Raw genomic sequence first — 19,612 nt, forward strand, 5'->3', positions numbered from 1 at the left:
GCCTCGAATGTCAGTGTTTCGCCCGCTTCTTCTCGGCCTCGCAACGCTTGCGGCCGGTTGCGCCGCCATTCCGACCGGGCCGTCAATCTTTTCGCCAGCGGGCGTGACTCATCCCGAAGCGCTGTTCGACGTCACGAGCCGCAGCGCCCAGCTCCGGGCCTTCAGCGCCGGGACCGGCGCGATGAAGGGGACGCGCTACTGTGTGCGCGACCGGGACGTGCCGGAGCTTGCGCCGCTCGTCGGCCCGTCGCTGGCCGCGGTGAAGGCCGGCGGCGACAGCAACAACGCGGCGCGCGACATGGCACGGGCGCTGAACGCCGTGGCGTTCTACGTGCTCCTGCAGAACGACCCCGAGCCCGCGCGGCAGGCGGTGTCGATCCTGCGCCAGCACGCAGACGCCAATGCGTGGATCGTGGAGAAGCCGAACTGGACCAATGCGGCCGGGGTGATCAACGCTTTCCCGGCCCTGCTGCCGGCCTGGCACATCCTGCGCCAGACCCCGGCGGCGACGGCCGAGGACAAGGCGGTGATCGAGGGCTGGTTCCAGCGGCTCGCGGTGCAGGCGGACGAGCATCCGGGCGACAACAACCTCGGCACGGCGCGGGGTGCGGCGGACATGATGCTCGGGCTGATGCTGAATGATCCGGCGCGCTACCAGCGGGGGATCCAGACAGGATACATCGCGCAGCTGCGCGCGATGCGGCCGGACGGCAGCTTCCCCGCCGAGACCGACCGCGGCACCGGCGCGCTGCAGAACCAGAGCCGCAACATCGCCTTCCTGCTCTACGCCGCCGAGGTCGCCCAGTCGCAGGGCCAGAACCTCCATGGCACCGAGGTGGACGGCAAGACCGTCGACGATGCGATCCGCTTCCTGTTCGCGGCAGCGGACGACAACTCGCTGGTGGACGGTTATGCGGCGGCGAACCGCAACCCGCCGAAGACTGACCCGGAGTTCCGCCCCGGCGCGCAGCTTGATCCCTACGATTCGACGGCGCGCGGCTGGGCGGTGCTCTATACCGAGCGCTTCCCGCGCTCGGAACTCAGCGCCGAGATCCGGCAGCGCATCAAGATCGGCACCCGGGTGACCGCGGACGCGGTCGGCGGCAACGTCACCTGCTACGCCAGGCGGCTCTGAGCCGGAGGCGCGCGCGCGCCCCGCGCGGGCGGGGCGCGTTTCGCTCAGCGCAGGTTGAAGCGGATCGGCACGGTGAACGTGCCGGCAGCACCGGGCGGCGGTGCCGGCACCGGCGAGGCGCGCCGCATGAGCGCGACGACCTCGCCGTCGAGATCGGCGAACCCCGAGGATTTCACCAGCTTGGACGCGAGGATATTGCCCGCGTCGTCGATGGTGAAGCGGACGTGGGCGACGCCCTCCTCGCGCCGGCTCTGCGCCGCGCGCGGGTAGCGCTTCTTGCGGTTCAGGTGCGCGCTCAGCTTCGATTGCCACGCGGCCGGTGCGACCTGCCCGGCCGAGCCCGACCCGCTGTCACGCGCCGCGGCCTTCGGTGCAGGTGCCGCGGCATCGGACTTCGCGGCCTGCTGCTGCTTCTTCGGCGCCGGGGGGGTCGGCTTCTCGGCCTTCCTCTCCGCCTCGACGGGTGGCGGCTTTTCCACCTGACGCTCGGGCGGTGGCAGCACCACCTCGGGGACGACCGTGGGCGGCACCGGAGCGGGCGCGAGATCGGGCGGTGGGGTGAGCGGCGTGAGCTCCGTCGGCGGCGTGAGCTGGTCCTCGGCCATGGCGGGCGCGTCGGGCGTGTCGAGCGCCTCGGGAGCCACCACTTCCTGCTGATCGACGAGGTCGGGCGCCATTTCCATCATGTCGGACTGCGGCGCGACCGTCTCGGGCGCGAGTTCGATCATCACCGCGGGCGGCGGCGAGGCGGGAAGCGCCACCGGCGATGGCTGGTGCAGCGCGAGCCACGCGGCGCCACCATGGGCGAGCACGGCGGCGACGGCAGCGCTTCCCCAGAGGAGCGCGGTCCGCCCCACGGGCGGCGGCTCCCAGGATGGGGCCGCCATGGTCACGGGCGGGCTCCCGCCGCCGGTGCCGACGCATCCGGTACCTGTTCGAGGCCGACGAGGGCGACCTTGAGGTATCCGGCTTCACGCAGCAGGTTCATGACCTTCATGAGCTCGCCATACTCGACCTTCTGGTCGGCGCGCAGGAAGATCCGCGCCTCGTGGTCGCCCTTCGCGGCCTTGTCGAGGTCCGCCGCCAGTGCCTCGCGCGCCACGGGAAGCTCGCCGAGCACCAGCCCGAGGTCGCTCCTGACCGTCAGGTAGACCGGTTCGGTCGGGCGGGGCTGCGGCGTTGCGGAGGACCCGGGCAGATCGACCGGCACATCGACCGTCGCGAGCGGGGCCGCGATCATGAAGATGATGAGGAGCACCAGCATGACGTCGATGAACGGCGTCACGTTGATCTCGTGGACTTCCTCGATGTCATCGCTCCCGGCGGAGCGTGGTGAGAGAGAGCCCGCCATGACGCTACTCCGCTGCCCGGGCGAGCGGGATGACCGCGAGGCGCCGGTGGTCGAAATCGCGGCTCACCAGCCGCTCGACGCCCGCCGCCGCGTCGGCGAGCTTCGCACGATAGGCCGCGATCCAGCGGGCGAAGACGTTGTAGATCACCACTGCCGGGATCGCCGCGACGAGACCGATGGCGGTGGCGAGCAGCGCCTCGGCGATGCCGGGGGCGACGACCGCGAGGTTCGTGGTCTTTGACTCCGAGATGCCGATGAAGCTGTTCATGATACCCCAGACCGTGCCGAAGAGCCCGACGAACGGCGCGGTGGAGCCGATCGTCGCGAGGATACCGGTGCCAACCATCAACCGCCGCCCGGCTCCCGCCTCGATGCGCGAGAGATGCGACGAGACCCGCGGCAACAGACCCTGCGGCCCTTCGTCGAGGGTGGCGGCACTCGCCGCGACCTCCGCGGAGGCAGCGCGCACCATCGCCGCCGCCGGCCCGCCGCGCTCGCCAAGCTGGGTGGCGGCGGTGGCAAGCTGCCGCGCCCCGAGGATCGTCGCGAGATCGCGGCGCAGGCGGGCGCCCGCGCCGAGGATTTCGAGGCTCTTGGCGAGCAGCACCGTCCAGGTGACGAGCGACGCGATGGCAAGGCCGACCATCACGCCCTTCACCACGATGTCGGCGTGCATGAACATGTTCCACGGCGACAGATCGACGGGGAGCGTGCCCGCCGCTTCCTCCGCGACAGGGTCCGCGGCCATCGGGCTTTCGGCCGGGACCGCACCGGAGGCTGCCGGCCCTTCGGGTGCTGCACGCGCAGGGGTATCAGCCGTTGTCGCTGCCGGTGCCTGCGGGGCGGCGAGCGGGGGTGTCGCGGGCTCTGACGGTACGGGTGACCCCGGCGGTGCGAGCACCGGCGATGACTGGGGCGCTGGCTGGGGCGCTGGCTGGACCGGACCTGCTTCCGTTGCCGGTGGCAGTGGTGCCTGCGGCGCGGCCTCAGGGCTCTGCGCCAGCCCCTGCCCTGCCGACGCGCCCAGAAGCGCCACGGCGAATGTCAGTGCAATCAGTCGACCACCGCATGCCTCGGTCACCGGCAATCCCCCCTTCAGGTAAATCTCTAACGTGGCTGGCGGGCGCGGGAAAGCGCGTGGCTCACTGGGGCGGCTCCGACAGGGAGTCGCCAATTCCCGGGAGAAATAGTCGGGTTTCCAACGGAAGCCAAGACCCGACGGTCTCGGCACCCTCAACCGTCGCTGAGGCCCGCAAGATGGCGGTCGAGATGCGGCAGGCGATCCTGGCCCCAGAAAAGCTCGTCGCCGACCATGTAGCTCGGCACGCCGAAGACGCCGCGGCGGATCGCCTCTTCGGTGGTGCGCTCCAGTGTCTCGACCGCCGAGAGCATCCCCCGGTCGGCGAGGCCCGGGTCGAAGCCCGCCGCGCCGAGGACATCGCGCACCACCTCGTCGTCGGCGATGTCGCGCCCCTCCGCCCAGACCGCGCCGAGAAAGCCGCGCACCAGCGCGCCCACGTCACCGCCCGCGCCACCGTCTGCGGCCTTCTGCGCCGAGATGATCGCCGCCGACGCCGGCACCGGGTTCGCCGCAAGATATATCGGCTCGGACTTCAGCGGCAGGCCCGCCGCCTCGGCGACCCGGGCGATGTCGCGCAAGCGGTACTGCCGGCGCGACGGGTGGCGATCCTTCAGCGGTGGCGTGCCCACCTCGGCGAAAATCCGCATGAGCTGGACCGGGCGGTAGATCACGCGCGCGCCGTGACGTGCCGCCAGCGTCTCGAGCCCGTCCCCCGCCAGATAGGCGTACGGCGACAGCGGATAGAGGAAGTACTCGATATCGGCCATGGTCCGCTCCCGGTGCACCCTTGACCCGAGCTTCCGCAGAATCCGGGGCTTTGCAAGGCCGTACCCCGGTGCTAGGGGAGCGGTCGTCCCGAGCCGTCCACGTCGCGAGGTCCGATGAACCCCCTGTTCAAACCCAAGTTGATCGCGGGCAATTCGAATCGGCCCCTCGCGAGCGCCATCGCCCGCCGCATCTCCATGCACCGCGGCGAGACGGTCGAACTGGTCAAGACCCGGGTCGAGCGCTTCAACGACGGCGAGATCTTCGTCGAGGTGTTCGAGAACGTCCGCGGCGAGGACATGTTCATCATCCAGTCGACGTCGAACCCGGCGAACGACAACCTCATGGAGCTGATGATCATGTGCGACGCCCTGCGTCGCTCCTCGGCGAACCGCATCACCGCGGTGATGCCGTATTTCGGCTACGCCCGGCAGGATCGCCGCTCCAAGGCCCGCACGCCGATCTCGGCGAAGCTTGTCGCGAACCTGCTCACCACGGCCGGGATCGCCCGCGTCCTGACGCTCGACCTGCACGCGGCGCAGATCCAGGGCTTCTTCGACATGCCCGTCGACAACCTCTATGCCGCTCCGGTCTTTGCCCTCGATATCCGCGCGAACTTCACCGACCTCGAAGCGATCACCGTGGTCTCGCCGGACGTGGGTGGCGTGGCGCGCGCCCGCGAACTCGCCGAGCGGATCGGCGCCGATCTCGCCATCGTCGACAAGCGCCGCGCCGCGCCGGGCGAGATCGCCTCGATGACGGTGATCGGCGACGTGCAGGACCGGGTCTGCGTCATGGTCGACGACATCTGCGACACGGCCGGCACGCTGGTGAAGGCGGCGGAGCTTCTGGTCCAACATGGCGCCCGCGAGGTGCACGCCTATATCACCCACGGCGTCCTCTCCGGCCCGGCCATCGAGCGGATCAAGAACTCCACCATGAAGAGCCTCGTCATCACCGATTCGATCGAGCTCTCCGAGGCGGCACGCGCCACGCCGAACATCCGCGTGGTGACGATGGCGCCGCTCTTCGGCCAGGCGATCCTCAACATTGCCAACGGCACCAGCGTCTCCTCGCTCTTCAGCGCCGATACCCTCGAGCCGATCTACGAGGCATTCTACCCGACGCGGGCGGCCTGAGGGCCGGCGGAGCGAACGAGCGGCGTACCCGGCACGCCGCGAGAGATGCCGCGCGGCAAACCCGGCCCTTGCATTTCCCGGCAGACTCCCTAAAAGACCGCATCCCTCCAGACAGGTTTCTCGCGCAGCCTCTCGTACCGGGCCAGGAGGGGTTCGTCGGCCCGGTTTTGAAGCGCGCCGTAAATGACAGGTGAACGGATGTCGCTCTACGAGCACGTCTTCATCGCGCGTCAGGATCTCTCCAACGCGCAGGCCGAGGGGCTCATCGAGCACTTCGGCCAGGTCCTCAAGGACAACGGCGGCTCGGTCGTCGGCCAGGAATACTGGGGCCTGAAGACCATGGCCTACAAGATCAACAAGAACCGCAAGGGGCACTATGCCTTCCTGCGCTCCGACGCACCCGCCCCGGCGGTGCAGGAGATGGAACGCCTGATGCGGCTCCACGAGGACGTGATGCGCGTCCTGACCGTGAAGGTCGACAAGCACGAGGAAGGTCCCTCGGCGGTCGTCCAGGCCCGCAGCCAGCGCGACGATCGTGATCGTGACCGTGGCCCGCGTCGGCCGCGTCGCGAGGATGAGAACTGAGGGGTAGAGCACCATGGCACAGCGTCCGTTTTTCCGCCGCCGCAAGTCCTGCCCGTTCTCCGGCGCCAACGCGCCCGCGATCGACTACAAGGACGTGAAGCTCCTGCAGCGCTACATCTCCGAGCGGGGCAAGATCGTCCCCTCGCGGATCACCGCCGTCTCGTCGAAGAAGCAGCGCGAGCTCGCGCGCGCGATCAAGCGCGCCCGCTTCGTCGCGCTCCTGCCCTACGCAGTGAAGTAAGGAGGCCACGATGCAAGTCGTTCTGCTCGAACGGGTCGCCAAGCTCGGCCAGATGGGGGAGGTCGTCGCGGTAAAGGACGGCTACGCCCGCAACTTCCTGCTGCCGCAGGGCAAGGCTCTGCGCGCCACCGAGGCGAACCTCAAGCGCTTCGAGAACGAGCGCGCCCAGCTCGAGGCCCGCAACCTCGAGGCCAAGGCCGAGGCCGAGAAGGTCGCCGCCCGCATTGACGGCGAAGCCTTCGTTGTGATCCGCTCCGCCTCCGACGGCGGCGCGCTCTTCGGTTCGGTCACCACCCGTGACATCGCCGACGCGTCCACGGAGGGCGGCTTCTCGCTCGACAAGCGCCAGGTGGTCCTCGATCATCCGATCAAGGAGCTTGGCCTGCACCCGGTGACCATCGTCCTCCACCCGGAAGTGAGCGCGACGATCTCGATCAACGTCGCCCGCAGCCAGGAAGAGGCCGAGATCCAGGCCTCCGGCAAGACCATTCAGGAGCTCCAGGCCGAGGCGGACGCCGCGGCCGAGTTCGACATCCAGGAACTCTTCGACGACATCGGCGGCGCGGCCAACGATGACGACGCGGGCCTGGTGCGGACCCCGGAGAACAACTGAGCCCGCGAGCCATCGCGGCGTGAAACCGAAGCGCTCCGCCGGTCTGCCGGCGGGGCGCTTCGCTTTTCGTCAGGTGGGTTGACGATTCAGGCTCCGGGCCGTCGGCGCACGAACCGCTGCTCCCGGACGTCGGCACCCCACTGCGAGCCGGCGCGCTCCTCGGCGAGGGTGAAGCCGTGTTCGTCATAGAGGTGACGCGCCGCGTCGAGGCCGCCGAACGTCCAGAGATGCGTTTCAACGAAGTCGCATGCATCGACGAAGGCGAGCGCAGCCCCGAGCAACTTCCGGCAGCCGCCGCCTCTGGCGCCGTCGTCGAAAATGAACCACCGCAAATGGGCCACGCCCCCGCCGAGGTCTTCTCCGTCGATGGCGATCGACCCGACGATTTCGCGCCCGCGCATCGCCACCCAGATCGCGTTCGACGGCGCCCCCAGACGGCCGCAGAACTCCGACAGGCCGCCGGCAACCCACGCCTCGAACTGAAGGGCACAGCCCGCCGTCCGTGCGTAGGAGTGCGCGTGCATCTGCGTGACGCGGGCGATCAGGCCGGTCTGATAGCCGGACACGATGTCGATCGCACACACATCCCCGGGAGCGCGCTCCGCGGCCATCAGGGCTGCGGCGTAGAGGTTCAGACCCTCGAGGATCGCGTGGTCCTGACCCGGCCCGAGCTCTGCCAAGGCCTGCGCGACCCGGTTGCGGGCAAAGGCATGAATGGCGGCGGTCCGTTCCCGGCCCGCGTCGGTGAGGGAGAGGAATTTGAAGCGCCCGTCGCTGCCGCCCGTCTCCGCCACGTCGCCGGTCTCCACCAGCTTGCGCAGCATGCGGCTGACGCTGGATTTGTCCAGGCACAGGCGGTCGGTCAGATCGCGCGCCGTGACCTTGCCCGCCTCGATCTCGATCAGCGCGTGGGCGGCCGATAGTGAAAGGTCGGTGCCGGCGAACTTGCCGCCCATGAAGCCAAGCTGCCGGACAAGCTGACGCGAGGCGGCACGGATGGCGTCGATCGTGGCGAGGGGGACGGGATCGGGCATGTTCAGGTCATATCAGTTGCAGCGCACAACGAACGAGGCCCGAAGTACCCGGAATCAATGGGTGGAGTGGCCCCGCGGGACGTGTCTGGTCCCGAGGGGCTTTCAGCATCCCGGATCAGGCCGGCTCGGTCGACCGAGTCGCCGCGGCGAAGTGCATCGGGCCGCCCTTGCGACGGGGGAAGCCGTAGCCGTGGATTTCCACGAGGTCGATGTCCTCCGGGCGCCCGGCGATGCCTTCGGCGAGGATCAACTCGCCCTCGGCGGCCATCTCGCCCACGAGATGCGACGCGATGTCCTTCGGCAGTTCGCCTGTGCTGATCGACGGCGCGAGCAGCGCCGACACAGTCTCGGACGGCTTGGGTGCCCGGTCGCCGGCAGTGTAGTCGTACCAGCCGCCAGAGGTCTTCTGCCCCTTGCGCCCCGCCCGGACCAGCACGTCGCCCAGCGTCTCCGGCACCGTCTCGCCACGGCCTCTCGCGCCCTCACGCTGAAGGAAGGCGATGTCGAGGCCACCCAGATCCTGCGCCTCGAACGGCCCCATGGCGAAGCCAAAGCGGCGCATCGCGAGGTCGATGTCGGCAATCGATGCGCCCCGACGCACCAGATCCTCCGCCGCCGCGCGATACCGCTTCAGGATGCGGTTGCCGATGAAGCCGTCGCAGATCCCGGCCTGCACCGGGATCTTGCCGAGCTTCGCCGCCAGCGCGAAGCCGGTGGCGAGGGTTTCCGGCGATGTCTCGGGGGTCGGCACGATCTCCAGCAGCTTCATGACGTTGGCCGGGCTGAAGAAGTGCAGCCCGATGAAGCGCTCCGGCCCCGGCACGCCCTCTGCGATGTCGCGCGGGTCGAGATAGGAAGTATTCGTCGCCAGGATCGCGTCCGGTCGGCAGGCGGTGCCCAGCGCCTCGAAGACGGCGCGTTTGACCGAAATTTCCTCGAACACCGCCTCGATCACCAGATCGATGTCGGCGAGGGCGGCGTAATCGGTTTCGCCGGTCACGCCGGCGATCCGCGCCGCCGCATCGGCCTCGCTCATCCGCCCGCGCTTCACCGCTCCCTCGAAGATGCCGGTGACATTGGCGAGGCCACGGGCGAGGGCTTCGGCGTCGCGCTCGACGAGGACCACCGGGATCTTCGCGTCACGCAGCGCCGCCACGATCCCCGCGCCCATGGTGCCACCACCGATGACCGCCACGGAGCGGAGCGGCTTTGGCTCGACGCCCTTGAGCGCGGCCGGCCGCGGCGCGGCGCGCTCGGAGAAGAACACCTGACGCAGCGCCGCCGCTTCCGGCGAGGCGCGCAGCTCGAGGAACGTCTCGCGCTCGAACGCCATCGCGGCGTCGAAGTCGGCTTCCGTCGCGTTGCGGATGCTCGCAAGCGCCCGGAGCGGCGCCGCCGCGCCGCGCGCCGCCTTGCGAACCCGCGCCTCGGCCGGCTCCCAGAAGTCCGCGTCCACCGGAGACGGCGAACGCTCGCTGATCGGCGCGGGAAGCGCCCGCGCCTCCGCTGCGAAAGCGACGGCGCCGGCCCGAAGGTCGCCATCGATCACCGCGTCGATCAGCCCGAGTTCCAGCGCCTTCGGCGCCTTCACGGGCTTGCCCGAGGTCACGAGATCGATCGCTGCCGCAACGGGCACCAGTCGCGGCAGGCGGACCGTGCCGCCGGCCCCCGGAACGATCCCGAGCGTGACCTCCGGCAGGCCGACGGAGGCCGAGGCCACCGCCACGCGGAAGCGGCAGCCGAGCGCCACTTCGAAGCCGCCACCGAGCGCCGAGCCGTGGATCGCCGCCGTCCACGGCTTCGCTGCCGCTTCGATCCGCGCCACCACGTCCGGCAGATGCGGCGGCTGCGGCGGCTTGCCGAACTCGGAGACGTCGGCACCGGCGATGAAGGTCCGGCCGGCGCAGATGAGCACCACGGCGTCCACATCCGCGTCGGCGTCGAGTTCCGCCACTGCGTCCCAGAGGGCCTGCCGCAGGGCCTGCGACAGGGCATTTACCGGCGGGTTGTCGACGGTAACGACGGCAATCCGGCCGTCGCGTTCCACGGTGAGCGTCATGGTTCAGATCCCCAGGTAGGCTTCTCGAATGCGCGGATCGGCGATGAGTTCCGCCGCCGAGCCCTGCATGGTGACCCGCCCCGTCTCGAGAACGTAGCCGCGATCCGCGATCTTGAGCGCGCCGTAGGCATTCTGCTCGACGAGGAGCACGGTCACGTCGAGGTCGCGCATGCTCTTCACCACCTCGAAGATCTGCGCGACGATGATCGGCGCGAGACCCATCGAGGGCTCGTCGAGCAGGAGGCACGACGGGCGTCCCATCAGCGCCCGGGTGATGGCGAGCATCTGCTGCTGGCCCCCCGAGAGGCCACCGGCCGCGAGGTTCCGCTTCTCCTTGAGGATCGGGAACATCGCGAACGCGGTCTGCATGTCCTTTTCCACCCGGTCGTCGGCGTAGAGGAACGCACCGAGACGGAGGTTTTCCTCCACCGTCAGATTGGTGAAGATCTGGCGGCCTTCCGGCGACTGGGCGAGACCGTGGCCCACCCGGCGGTAGGCGGGCACCGCGGTGAAGCTCTCGCCGCGGAAGGTGATCGAGCCGCCGGTCACCGGCTGGACACCGGAGAGACAGCGCAGGAGCGTCGTCTTGCCGGCGCCGTTGGCGCCCACCACGGTCACGATCTCGCCGGAGTTCACCGCGAGGTCGATACCGTGCAGCACCTCGATCCGACCATAGCGCGAGCGCAGGCCCTCGACGTTAAGCATTGGCGGCCTCCGTTCCGAGATAGGCCTCGATGACCTTGGGATTGCGGCTGACTTCCTCGGGCCGACCCTCGGCGATCTTCTCGCCGTGATCGAGCACCACGATGTGGTTCGAGATGCGCATGACCATCTTCATGTCGTGCTCCACCAGCAGGATCGCGACGCCGCTTGCCGCAACCTCGGCGATCAGGTGATCGATCTCCTCGGTCTCGACGGCATTGCAGCCCGCGGCCGGCTCGTCGAGGAGCAGGACGCGCGGCTTCAGCGCCAGCGCCCGGGCGATTTCGAGCCGCTTCAGCGCACCGTAGGAGAGCGAGCTTGCCTCCTTCTCGGCCGCGTTGCCGAGCCGCACGCGCTCGAGCAGCGCCCGCGCCTCGGTCTCGGCCTTGCCGGCACGGGACTTCATCGACGGCAGATGGAAGAGGTCGGCGAGAAGCGGTCCCATCTCCTGCAGATGGAAGCCCGAGATCGCGTTCTCGAGCACCGTCATGGTCTGGAAGATCTGCAGGTTCTGGAAGGTGCGCGACAGTCCGCGACGGGCGAGGAGGTAGGGATCCATCGACGTCACGTTCTCGCCGTCGAGCTTCACCGATCCGGTCGAGGGCTTGTAGACCCCCGAGATCATGTTGAAGAGCGTCGTCTTGCCCGCGCCGTTCGGCCCGATCACCGAGACGATCTCGCCGGGATTCACCCGGAAGCCCACGTCCTGAACGGCCTTGAGGCCGCCGAAGGTGATCCCGAGGCCGGAGACTTCTAGAAGCGTCGTCATTTGTCCTTCCCCCGGATCAGGCGCAGGACGCTTGGCAGCAGCCCGTCACGCATGAAGATCATGCAGAGCATCATCACGAGGCCGAGCAGGATCTGCTCGTACTCCTGGAAGACGGTCAGCACCTGCGGCAGCGTCGTCAGGATCGCCGCGCCGAAGAACGCGCCGAGCACCGAGCCCGCACCGCCGAGCACCGCCATGGTCACCCACTCGATCGAGTGCATGAAGCCCGCCACGTCCGGCGTGATGAACTTGTTCTGCAGCGCGAGCAGCGACCCCGCGAGCGAGGCATAGACCGCCGAGATCACGAACGCCTGGAGCTTCAGCCGGGCGACGTCGATGCCGACGGTGCGCGCGGCGATTTCCGAGCCATGGAGAGCGCGAAGCGCGCGGCCCGAGGGGCTGTCGTAGAGGTTGAGCGCGACCCAGGCCCCGATCACGAAGGCAATCCCCGAGAACCAGTACCAGAACTGCGAGTTCGAGAGGTCGAGCCCGACCAGTTCGAGCACGTCCTTCAGGCCGAGATCAGGCACCTCGATGCCGTCGGGTCCCTTGGTGAGCCAGGCCTCGTTGGCGAGAACCATCGAGACGAGGATGCCGAAGCCCAGCGTCGCGATGGCGAGATAGTGCCCCTTCAGCCGCAGGATCGGCCGGCCGACGAGCCAGGCGATCGCGCCCGAGAGGATCGCGCCGACAATGGCGGCGATACCGGGATGCAGGCCGAGGTGTGCCGGCAGGAGCGCGCAGGAATAGCCGCCGATACCGGCGAAACCGGCGTGGCCGAGGCTGATCTGGCCGGCGTAGCCGATCAGGATGACGAGCCCCGTCACGGCGAGGCCGTTGACGAAGATCAGCGAGCCGATGCGATAGTAGAAGCTCGACGGAAAGAAGAACGGAGAGGCGATCACCAGGATCGCCAGAATGAGGAGCGTGACGCGTTTGGTAACCATTGTCACACCCGATCCGTCGAAGATTTGCCGAAGATGCCGCGCGGCATGAAGAAGAGCACGAGCAGGATCACGACGAAGGCGGCGGCATCCTTGTAGACCGACGAGATATAGCCCGCGGTCAGCGCCTCGATGAGGCCGAGCAGCAGCCCGCCGACCAGCGCGCCGATCGGATTGCCCATGCCGCCGAGCATCGCCGCGGCGAAGCCCTTGAGCGCGAGGGCGATGCCCACGTCGTAGCTCGTGTTGGTGATCGGCGTCACGAGGACGCCGGCCAGCGCGCCGATGCCCGCGGACAGCGCGAAGGACATCGTCATCACCCAATTGGTGTTGATGCCGACCAGCTGTGCCGCGAGACGATTGTTCGAGGTGGCGAGCACCGCCTTGCCGGTCAGCGTCCGGGTGAAGAACGCCCAGAGGCCGGCAAAGACCACGAGCGCGCCGAAGAGCACCCAGAGTGCCTGCGGCAGGATCGTCGCCCCCATGATCATGATCGGCGTATCGCCGGTGAACGCCGGAAACCGGTGGAGCTGCTTGTCGAAGACCACCTGCGCGAGGCCGCGCATGAAGATCGAGGCGCCGATCGTGATGATGATGAGCGACACCACCGGGGCGCCGCGGGCGGGCTCGATCGCGAGCTTGTTGAGCGCGACGCCTGCCACGGCGGTCACCACGATGGCGGTGAGCGCGGCGAGCGGGATCGGCAGGCCCGCCATGTTGGCGAATACGGTGATCATCCCGCCGAGCATGACGAACTCGCCCTGAGCGAAGTTCACCACATCGGATGCATTGTAAATGATGGTGAAGCCGAGGGCGACGAGCGCGTAGACCGCGCCGACTGTCAGCCCCGACAATACGAATTGCATGAGTTCAGCCATGGGGCGTTGAGCTCCAAGCGAGAGGACGCAGAAAGGATGATGCGGATCGGCCCGGACCTTGGGGATCCGGGCCGACAGACGTCACTCGACGAGCGTCCAGGTGCCGTCCTTGATCTCGAGCATCCGGAAAGCCGTCAGGTCGAGACCGAGATGGTCCTCGGGGGTCATGTTGACGACGCCGCCAGTGCCCACGTAGCCGGTGGTCTTTTCGATCTCGTCACGGATCGCCGAGGGATCATCCGATCCGGCCCGCTCGATCGCCTGCATCAGGATCTGGAAAGCGTCGTAGGCGTGCCCGCCGAAGGTCGAGACCGCCTCGTTGTACTTGGCGGTGTACTCGGCAGTGTAGGCTTCCACGACCGGCTTCTGCGGATCGTCGGCCGGCAGGAGGTCGGCCACGAGCAGCGCCGCGCCGGGCAGGTGCACGCCCTCGGCAGCCTCCGCGCCGGCAAGGTCGATGAAGCTCTTCGAGGCGACGCCGTGGCTCTGGTAGAGCGGCAGGCCCACGGCGAGCTGCTGGAAGTTGCGGGTGACGATCGACGGACCCTGGCCGAAGCCCGGGTTCAGCACCGCCTGGATCCCGGCCGTGTTCTTGATGTTGGTGAGCTGCGGCGTCATGTCCGCGTCGGTCGGGCCGTAGCTCTCGTCCGCGAGGATCTCGATGCCGTAGTTGCCCACGACGCCGAGGCACTGCTTGCGCATCGAGGCGCCGAAGCCGTCGGTGCCGGAGATCATGCCGATCTTGCTGATCCCGCGGGCCTTCATGTCCTCGAAGATCTTCTCGCAGGCCATCCGGTCGGTGTGCGGCGTCTTGAAGGTCCACTCCTTGACCGGCTCGATGATCTCGACGGCGCCCGCGAGCGAGATGAACGGAACCTCGGAGTCCTCGGCGACCGGAATGATCGACATCGTGGTGCCGGTGGTGGTGCCGCCGATGATCGCCTTCACCTCGTCGTCCTCGACGAGCCGGGTCGCGAAGGTGCGCGCCTTGTTCGGGTCGCCGCCGTCATCGTAGAGCACCAGCTCGATCTGCTCGCCGTTGATGCCGCCAGCGGCGTTCAGCTTCTCGACCAGCATCTTCAGCGTCTTTGCCTCTGGGTCTCCGAGGAAGGCGGCCGGGCCGGTTTCCGACATCGTGGCGCCGATCTTGATGTCCGCCGACGCGGCGGAGGCGAGGCCGAGCGCAGCGAGCGTCGCAAGGGCGGTCAGGGACTTCATGCGAGGTTTCCTCCAGGTGGATTTTGCTTTGTTTATGGTTCAGGCAGCAACCGGACGGCGCCACATGGCGCGGGCGAAGCGTCCGGAAACGAAGGCAGTGTCGGTCAGGCTGGCATTTCCCGCCGGGTTGATTCCGGTCACGTGGAAGTCACTGAAGGCAGCGCTCTGGTTCACGAAGATGTTGCCAGTGAGGTTGACCGAAAGATTCGCCCCCGTTCGTGCGAAGGCATCAGCGGCCCGCAGGATACGCGCCTCGTCGGTATCGTAAAGCGCCGCAGTGATCGCGCCCTTGCGCCGCGCCAGATCGGCGGCAAGTGCGATCCCGTGGTCGGCGTCGTCCACCGCCACGGCGAAGGCGATCGGGCCGAAGCGCTCCTCGCCGTAAGCGCTCTCGTCGGCCGAATCGACCGCCACGATCAGTGGCGACGCGGTCCGGCCCTCACCAACCGGGGCGCTGTCGCGAACGACGCGGCCCAGTCCCCGCGCGGCCTCGATCCGCTCCAGCGTCGCCGGATTGGCGATCGCGCCACAGATGCCCGCGGCACGCGCCGGATCCGCGAGCAGCGAGTCGATGGCGCCGGCAATGCCGTCCACCACCTCGTCGAAGGTCTTTGGTCCCGATTCAGTCCCGATGCCGCCTCGCGGCACGAAGATGTCCTGGGGGGCGGTGCACATCTGCCCGGAATAGAGCGCGAGGGAGAAGGCGACGTTCGCGCACATCCCGTCGAAATCGTCCGTCCCCGCGATGACGATGGAGTTCACCCCCGCTTCCTCGGTGTAGACCTGCGCCGTGCCGGCGTTGTCCCTCACCCAGGAGCCGAATGCGTTCGAGCCGGTGTAGTCAATGAGCGCAACCGAAGGATGACGGACCAGTTCGGCCGTCAACGGCGCCTCGGCGGAGTCGGCCGCGAGCAGCACGACATCACGCGGCAGCCCGGCCTCGGCGAGAAGATCGCGCAGCACCGCGACGGTCAGCGCCAGCGGCAGCGTCGCGCCCGGGTGCGGTTTCACGATCACCGGGTTGCCGGCCGCAAGGCTCGCGAAAAGCCCCGGGTAGGTGTTCCACGTGGGGAATGTCTGGCAGCCGATGACCAGCGCGACGCCGCGCGGCACCACGCGCCAGTGCTTCTCGAGGACGATCGGCGCGGCCTTGCCCTGCGGCTTCTCCCAGATCGCGCGGGCCGGCGCGCGGGTCATCTCGGTCCACGCCACCGCCACCGCTTCGAGACCCCGGTCCTGCGCATGCGGGCCTCCCGCCTGAAACGCCATCGGGAACGCCTGCCCGGTGGTGTGCATCACCGCGTTGCCCATCTCGAAGCTCATGGCATTCAGCCGGGTCAGGGCTTCGATGAGCAGCCCGACCCGCGCCTCCGGGCTCAGGCCCCCCCAGGCCTCCCCTGCCGCCTCTGCGGCGGCAACGAGCGCGTCGGGCGTTGCCGCCGGATAGGTAATTCCGAGCGTCGGCCCAAAAGGCGATACTTCGCCGCCGACCCGGCTTGATTCGGGATGGTCAGTCAGTACGAATGGCTGGCCGATCCGCGCGTCATAGGCCGCGAGTCCATCGGCCCGAGCGGTCTCGCCATAGATCTTGCCGCTTGGAATCTCGGGAAATGGCGTCCAGAAGCCCCGGTCGCGCAAAGCAGCTACGGCACGGTCCAGCAGCTCTTTATGGCGATCGAACAAGTCCTGCATCGCATCATCCCCCTTGGCTTGGTTTTTATCATTGACCGGCCGGTCGGTTTATGCAACATTTTTTTTCATCGCAGGCTGAACGGTACCATACGTGCACCGGCCCCGCGGGAGGAACGCAATGACTGACTCGTCCACTTTGCTCAAGTCCCTGGACTCGGGCGTTCTCACTTTGACTCTCAACCGCCCGGATAAACTCAACTCTCTGAATGAAGAATTGCACTTTGCTCTCCGTGCGGGCTTCCAGCAGGCCGCCGATGATCCGGAGATCCGCGCGATTCTGCTGACCGGTTCGGGCCGCGGTTTCTGCGCCGGTGCCGATCTCGGTGACCGCGATCCGCGCAAGGAGCGCCCCGATCTCGGCGCAATCATCGAACGGCTCTACAACCCGACTCTCCGCCTGATCCGCGCGCTGGAAAAGCCGGTGATCTGCGCGGTCAACGGCGTCGCCGCCGGCGCCGGTGCCAACATCGCCCTCGCCTGTGACATCGTGGTCGCCGCCCGCTCGGCGAAGTTCATCCAGGCGTTTTCGAAGATCGGCCTCATCCCCGACGCGGGCGGCAGCTGGTCGCTCGCCCGCATCCTCGGCGAGCCGCGGGCAAAGGCCCTCGCGCTTCTTGCCGAGCCCCTGCCGGCCGAGAAGGCCGCTGAGTGGGGCATGATCTGGAAGGCCGTCGACGACGAGGCCCTGCTCGACGAGGCCCGCGGCATTGCGCTCCGCCTCGCCGCCGGTCCGACCAAGGGACTGGGGCTCACCAAGCGGGCCATCCAGGCCGCGGCAGACAACAGCCTCGACGCCCAGCTCGATCTCGAGCGCGATCTTCAGGGCGAAGCCGGGCGCAGCGATGACTATGCGGAGGGCGTGCTCGCCTTCCTCGAGAAGCGCAAGCCGGAGTTCCGGGGCCAATGAGTGCATCGACCGGCCTGCGAGCCGCCGATCTCTCGCCGCAGGCACTCGCCGAAGCCTGTGCCGAGACGATGTGGGCGGATGACACGGCGACGCAGCACCTCGGCATGCGCATCGACCGCGTCGCTCCGGGAGAAGCAACTCTCTCGATGGATCTGCAGCCCTTCATGCTGAACGGCCACGGCCTCGCCCACGGCGGCTACATCTTCACGCTCGCCGACAGCGCCTTTGCCTTCGCCTGCAACGGCTACAACCAGCGCACCGTCGGCCATCAGGCATCGATCACCTACATGGCGCCGGGACGCCAGGGCGACCGGCTGACTGCCACGGCGCGGGAACTTCATCGCGGCAAGCGCGATGGCATTTACGATGTCTTCGTGACGAACGACCGTGGGGAGAAGATCGCGGAGTTTCGCGGTCACTCGCGCACCGTGAAGGGAACTCATTTGCCGGAATGATCCGGCACCAGCAACGAATCTGGGAGGAAGCAAGATGAATACTGCCACTACCTCGCGCGAGGGCCTCCACGCCATCGAGAACGCGTCGCGCGACGAGATCGCCAGCCTTCAGCTTGAGCGGATGAAGTGGTCCGTACGCCACGCCTACGAGAATTCCGCCTTCTACCGCAAACGATTCGACGAGCACGGCGTCCACCCCGACGACCTCCGGACGCTCGCGGACCTCGCCAAGTTCCCCTTCACCGTGAAGCAGGACCTGCGCGATACCTACCCCTTCGGCATGTTCGCCGTGCCGCGCGAGAAGCTCAGCCGGATCCACGGCTCGTCGGGCACAACCGGCAAGCCGACCGTGGTCGGCTATACGGCAAACGACATCTCGACCTGGGCAGACCTCATCGCCCGCTCGCTCTATGCCGCCGGCGGCCGCGCCGGTGACATCTGCCACGTGGCCTATGGCTACGGACTCTTCACCGGCGGCCTCGGCGCCCACTACGGTGCGGAGCGCCTCGGCTGCACCGTGGTTCCGATCTCCGGCGGCATGACCGAGCGTCAGGTAACGTTGATCCGTGACTTCCAGCCGCGGATCATCATGGTTACGCCGTCCTACATGCTGTCGATTCAGGATGAGTTCCGGCGCCAGGGCATCGATCCTCGTGAGAGCTCGCTGAAGGTCGGGGTGTTCGGTGCGGAGCCCTGGACCAACGCCATGCGCCAGGAAATCGAGCAGGCGTTCGACATGGATGCGGTCGACATCTATGGCCTCTCCGAGATCATGGGCCCGGGCGTGGCCAACGAGTGCGTCGAGACCAAAGACGGTCTTCACATCTGGGAAGACCACTTCTATCCGGAAGTGATCCATCCCGAGACCGGCGAGGTACTGCCAGACGGCGAACTGGGCGAACTTGTCTTCACGACCCTCACCAAGGAGGGCCTGCCGATGATCCGCTACCGCACGCGCGATCTCACGCGGCTCCTCCCCGGCACGGCGCGGAGCATGCGCCGGATGGAAAAGGTGACGGGCCGTTCCGACGACATGATCATCCTGCGCGGCGTCAACGTCTTCCCGACCCAGATCGAGGAGCAGATCCTGAAGTGCGCCGGCCTCGCCCCGCATTTCCAGATCGAACTCGTCCGCAAGGGACGCATGGACGACATGGTGGTTCACGTCGAGGCGAACCCCAATGATCCCTCCGCCGAGGCGCGTGCCGCGGCAGCGAAGGAACTCGCCCACCACATCAAGAGTGTGGTTGGCGTCTCGACAAAGATTGACGTCGCGGATCCGAACAGCATCCAGCGTTCGGACGGCAAGGCAAAGCGGGTGGTGGACAATCGGCCAAAAGAATGAACTGAGAGAAGAGAGCCGCCAATGATACAAGGGAGGACCCGCCCGGGCCCTCCCTTCGGCGTTGGCGGCGCCAATAATGGAGTGCAGCAAATCCGATGGCACGGACCCGAGCCAGCGACTTTGAGGAGAAACAGAACGGCATCCTGACCAGTGCCGCCGCAGTTTTTGCCGAACAGGGCATGGAGAAGGCGTCGATGGCGCAGATCGCCAGCCATTGCCAGGTGTCAAAGGCGCTTCTCTACCACTACTACCCGAGTAAGGACGAACTGATCTTCGCGATCATCCACACTCACCTTGTCGAGCTGGAGAGCTCGGTCGCCGCGGCGCTCGACGAGTCGCTTTCGCCGGAGGAGCAGCTTCGGCTGCTGGTCGCGACGGTCCTCAAGAAGTATCGCGGCGCGGACAACGCGCACCGCGTCCAGCTGATCGGCAAGACAGCGCTCTCCGAGACGCAGGTCGAGCAGATCCGCGACGTGGAACGCCAGATCACCCACCATTTCGCGCGCGTGCTGCAGCAGATCCATCCGTCGCTGGACCGACCGGAACGGCCGCTGCTCATGCCCATCACGATGACGCTCTTCGGCGTGATGAACTGGGTCTACATGTGGTTTCGCGAGGACGGCGAGATCAGTCGGGACGAGTATGCCCAGGTCGCGACGACGATGATCCTCGAAGGTGTGAAGGCCGTGCGCTAGCCAG

At 67.8% G+C, this 19,612-nt stretch carries 21 protein-coding genes; 9 read left to right on the forward strand and 12 right to left on the reverse strand.

All coding sequences use genetic code 11. The annotated features are described in order from the left end of the window. Nucleotides 1-7: 7 nt before the first annotated feature. Nucleotides 8-1,135 (forward strand): alginate lyase family protein, encoded by a 1,128-nt coding sequence (locus HNP73_RS02900; RefSeq protein ID WP_184146933.1) that lies wholly within the window; start codon nucleotides 8-10, stop codon nucleotides 1,133-1,135. A 44-nt stretch (nucleotides 1,136-1,179) separates the two neighbouring features. Here HNP73_RS02900 and HNP73_RS02905 read toward each other — a convergent pair whose 3' ends face one another. The 4 genes from HNP73_RS02905 to HNP73_RS02920 form a co-directional block, all read right to left on the reverse strand. Further along, entirely contained in the window at nucleotides 1,180-2,022 is an 843-nt protein-coding gene (locus HNP73_RS02905; protein WP_246399623.1) for an energy transducer TonB family protein, read from the reverse strand. Nucleotides 2,023-2,024: 2 nt separating this feature from the next. Then, entirely contained in the window at nucleotides 2,025-2,486 is a 462-nt protein-coding gene (gene exbD, locus HNP73_RS02910; protein WP_184146937.1) for a TonB system transport protein ExbD, read from the reverse strand. 4 nt (nucleotides 2,487-2,490) lie between these two features. Further along, nucleotides 2,491-3,234 (reverse strand): tonB-system energizer ExbB, encoded by a 744-nt coding sequence (gene exbB, locus HNP73_RS23090; protein ID WP_246399482.1) that lies wholly within the window; start codon nucleotides 3,232-3,234, stop codon nucleotides 2,491-2,493. Between the two features lie 485 nt (nucleotides 3,235-3,719). After that, nucleotides 3,720-4,334, reverse strand: coding sequence for a 2-hydroxychromene-2-carboxylate isomerase (locus HNP73_RS02920; protein ID WP_184146939.1), 615 nt, complete (start codon nucleotides 4,332-4,334; stop codon nucleotides 3,720-3,722). A gap of 114 nt (nucleotides 4,335-4,448) precedes the next feature. Here HNP73_RS02920 and HNP73_RS02925 point away from each other — a divergent pair, with 114 nt between their 5' ends. The 4 genes from HNP73_RS02925 to rplI all read left to right on the forward strand — a co-directional run bounded on the left by HNP73_RS02925 (nucleotide 4,449) and on the right by rplI (nucleotide 6,910). Beyond that, on the forward strand, nucleotides 4,449-5,471 hold the full coding sequence (locus HNP73_RS02925; RefSeq protein WP_184146941.1) for a ribose-phosphate pyrophosphokinase: 1,023 nt from the start codon (nucleotides 4,449-4,451) through the stop codon (nucleotides 5,469-5,471). 198 nt (nucleotides 5,472-5,669) lie between these two features. Beyond that, nucleotides 5,670-6,056: a 30S ribosomal protein S6 gene (gene rpsF / locus HNP73_RS02930; protein WP_184148010.1), complete on the forward strand. Its 387-nt coding sequence runs from the start codon at nucleotides 5,670-5,672 to the stop codon at nucleotides 6,054-6,056. 13 nt (nucleotides 6,057-6,069) lie between these two features. Next, the gene (gene rpsR / locus HNP73_RS02935; RefSeq protein WP_184146943.1) at nucleotides 6,070-6,297 is read left to right on the forward strand and encodes a 30S ribosomal protein S18; all 228 of its coding nucleotides are present in this window, start codon (nucleotides 6,070-6,072) and stop codon (nucleotides 6,295-6,297) included. A 10-nt stretch (nucleotides 6,298-6,307) separates the two neighbouring features. Continuing rightward, nucleotides 6,308-6,910 carry a 50S ribosomal protein L9 gene (gene rplI, locus HNP73_RS02940; RefSeq protein ID WP_184146945.1) on the forward strand — a complete coding sequence of 201 codons (603 nt, stop codon included), beginning with the start codon at nucleotides 6,308-6,310 and terminating at the stop codon, nucleotides 6,908-6,910. 86 nt (nucleotides 6,911-6,996) lie between these two features. Here rplI and HNP73_RS02945 read toward each other — a convergent pair whose 3' ends face one another. The 8 genes from HNP73_RS02945 to paaN form a co-directional block, all read right to left on the reverse strand. Next, a complete protein-coding gene (locus HNP73_RS02945) occupies nucleotides 6,997-7,866 on the reverse strand; it encodes a bifunctional helix-turn-helix transcriptional regulator/GNAT family N-acetyltransferase (RefSeq protein WP_246399484.1) in 870 nt (289 codons plus the stop codon). Between the two features lie 193 nt (nucleotides 7,867-8,059). Next, a complete protein-coding gene (locus HNP73_RS02950; protein ID WP_184146949.1) occupies nucleotides 8,060-10,003 on the reverse strand; it encodes a 3-hydroxyacyl-CoA dehydrogenase NAD-binding domain-containing protein in 1,944 nt (647 codons plus the stop codon). A 3-nt stretch (nucleotides 10,004-10,006) separates the two neighbouring features. Beyond that, nucleotides 10,007-10,708, reverse strand: a complete 702-nt coding sequence (locus tag HNP73_RS02955; RefSeq protein ID WP_184146951.1) for an ABC transporter ATP-binding protein — start codon at nucleotides 10,706-10,708, stop codon at nucleotides 10,007-10,009. Then, nucleotides 10,701-11,474 carry an ABC transporter ATP-binding protein gene (locus HNP73_RS02960; RefSeq protein ID WP_184146952.1) on the reverse strand — a complete coding sequence of 258 codons (774 nt, stop codon included), beginning with the start codon at nucleotides 11,472-11,474 and terminating at the stop codon, nucleotides 10,701-10,703. The genes HNP73_RS02955 and HNP73_RS02960 overlap by 8 nt, the downstream gene beginning before the upstream one ends. Beyond that, complete coding sequence (locus HNP73_RS02965) at nucleotides 11,471-12,421, reverse strand: branched-chain amino acid ABC transporter permease (protein ID WP_184146955.1); 951 nt, start codon at nucleotides 12,419-12,421, stop codon at nucleotides 11,471-11,473. The genes HNP73_RS02960 and HNP73_RS02965 overlap by 4 nt, the downstream gene beginning before the upstream one ends. Before the next feature lie 2 nt (nucleotides 12,422-12,423). Next, nucleotides 12,424-13,296, reverse strand: a complete 873-nt coding sequence (locus HNP73_RS02970; RefSeq protein WP_184146957.1) for a branched-chain amino acid ABC transporter permease — start codon at nucleotides 13,294-13,296, stop codon at nucleotides 12,424-12,426. A gap of 81 nt (nucleotides 13,297-13,377) precedes the next feature. Continuing rightward, nucleotides 13,378-14,514, reverse strand: coding sequence for an ABC transporter substrate-binding protein (locus HNP73_RS02975; protein ID WP_184146958.1), 1,137 nt, complete (start codon nucleotides 14,512-14,514; stop codon nucleotides 13,378-13,380). Nucleotides 14,515-14,553: 39 nt separating this feature from the next. Next, nucleotides 14,554-16,206 carry a phenylacetic acid degradation protein PaaN gene (gene paaN, locus HNP73_RS02980; protein ID WP_184146960.1) on the reverse strand — a complete coding sequence of 551 codons (1,653 nt, stop codon included), beginning with the start codon at nucleotides 16,204-16,206 and terminating at the stop codon, nucleotides 14,554-14,556. Nucleotides 16,207-16,324: 118 nt separating this feature from the next. On the opposite strand from paaN, the gene paaG reads away from it, so the two are divergent. The 4 genes from paaG (at nucleotide 16,325) to HNP73_RS03000 (ending at nucleotide 19,608) form a co-directional block, all read left to right on the forward strand. Further along, entirely contained in the window at nucleotides 16,325-17,113 is a 789-nt protein-coding gene (gene paaG / locus HNP73_RS02985; protein ID WP_184148011.1) for a 2-(1,2-epoxy-1,2-dihydrophenyl)acetyl-CoA isomerase PaaG, read from the forward strand. Continuing rightward, nucleotides 17,110-17,568, forward strand: a complete 459-nt coding sequence (gene paaI, locus HNP73_RS02990; RefSeq protein ID WP_184146962.1) for a hydroxyphenylacetyl-CoA thioesterase PaaI — start codon at nucleotides 17,110-17,112, stop codon at nucleotides 17,566-17,568. Before paaG ends, paaI begins: the two co-directional genes overlap by 4 nt. Nucleotides 17,569-17,602: 34 nt before the next feature. Beyond that, complete coding sequence (gene paaK, locus HNP73_RS02995) at nucleotides 17,603-18,913, forward strand: phenylacetate--CoA ligase PaaK (RefSeq protein ID WP_184146964.1); 1,311 nt, start codon at nucleotides 17,603-17,605, stop codon at nucleotides 18,911-18,913. Nucleotides 18,914-19,008: 95 nt separating this feature from the next. Beyond that, nucleotides 19,009-19,608 (forward strand): TetR/AcrR family transcriptional regulator, encoded by a 600-nt coding sequence (locus tag HNP73_RS03000; protein WP_184146966.1) that lies wholly within the window; start codon nucleotides 19,009-19,011, stop codon nucleotides 19,606-19,608. Nucleotides 19,609-19,612: the final 4 nt, after the last annotated feature.

Origin of the sequence: Amaricoccus macauensis (assembly GCF_014201905.1) — a bacterium.
In the GTDB taxonomy this organism is placed as follows: domain Bacteria; phylum Pseudomonadota; class Alphaproteobacteria; order Rhodobacterales; family Rhodobacteraceae; genus Amaricoccus; species Amaricoccus macauensis.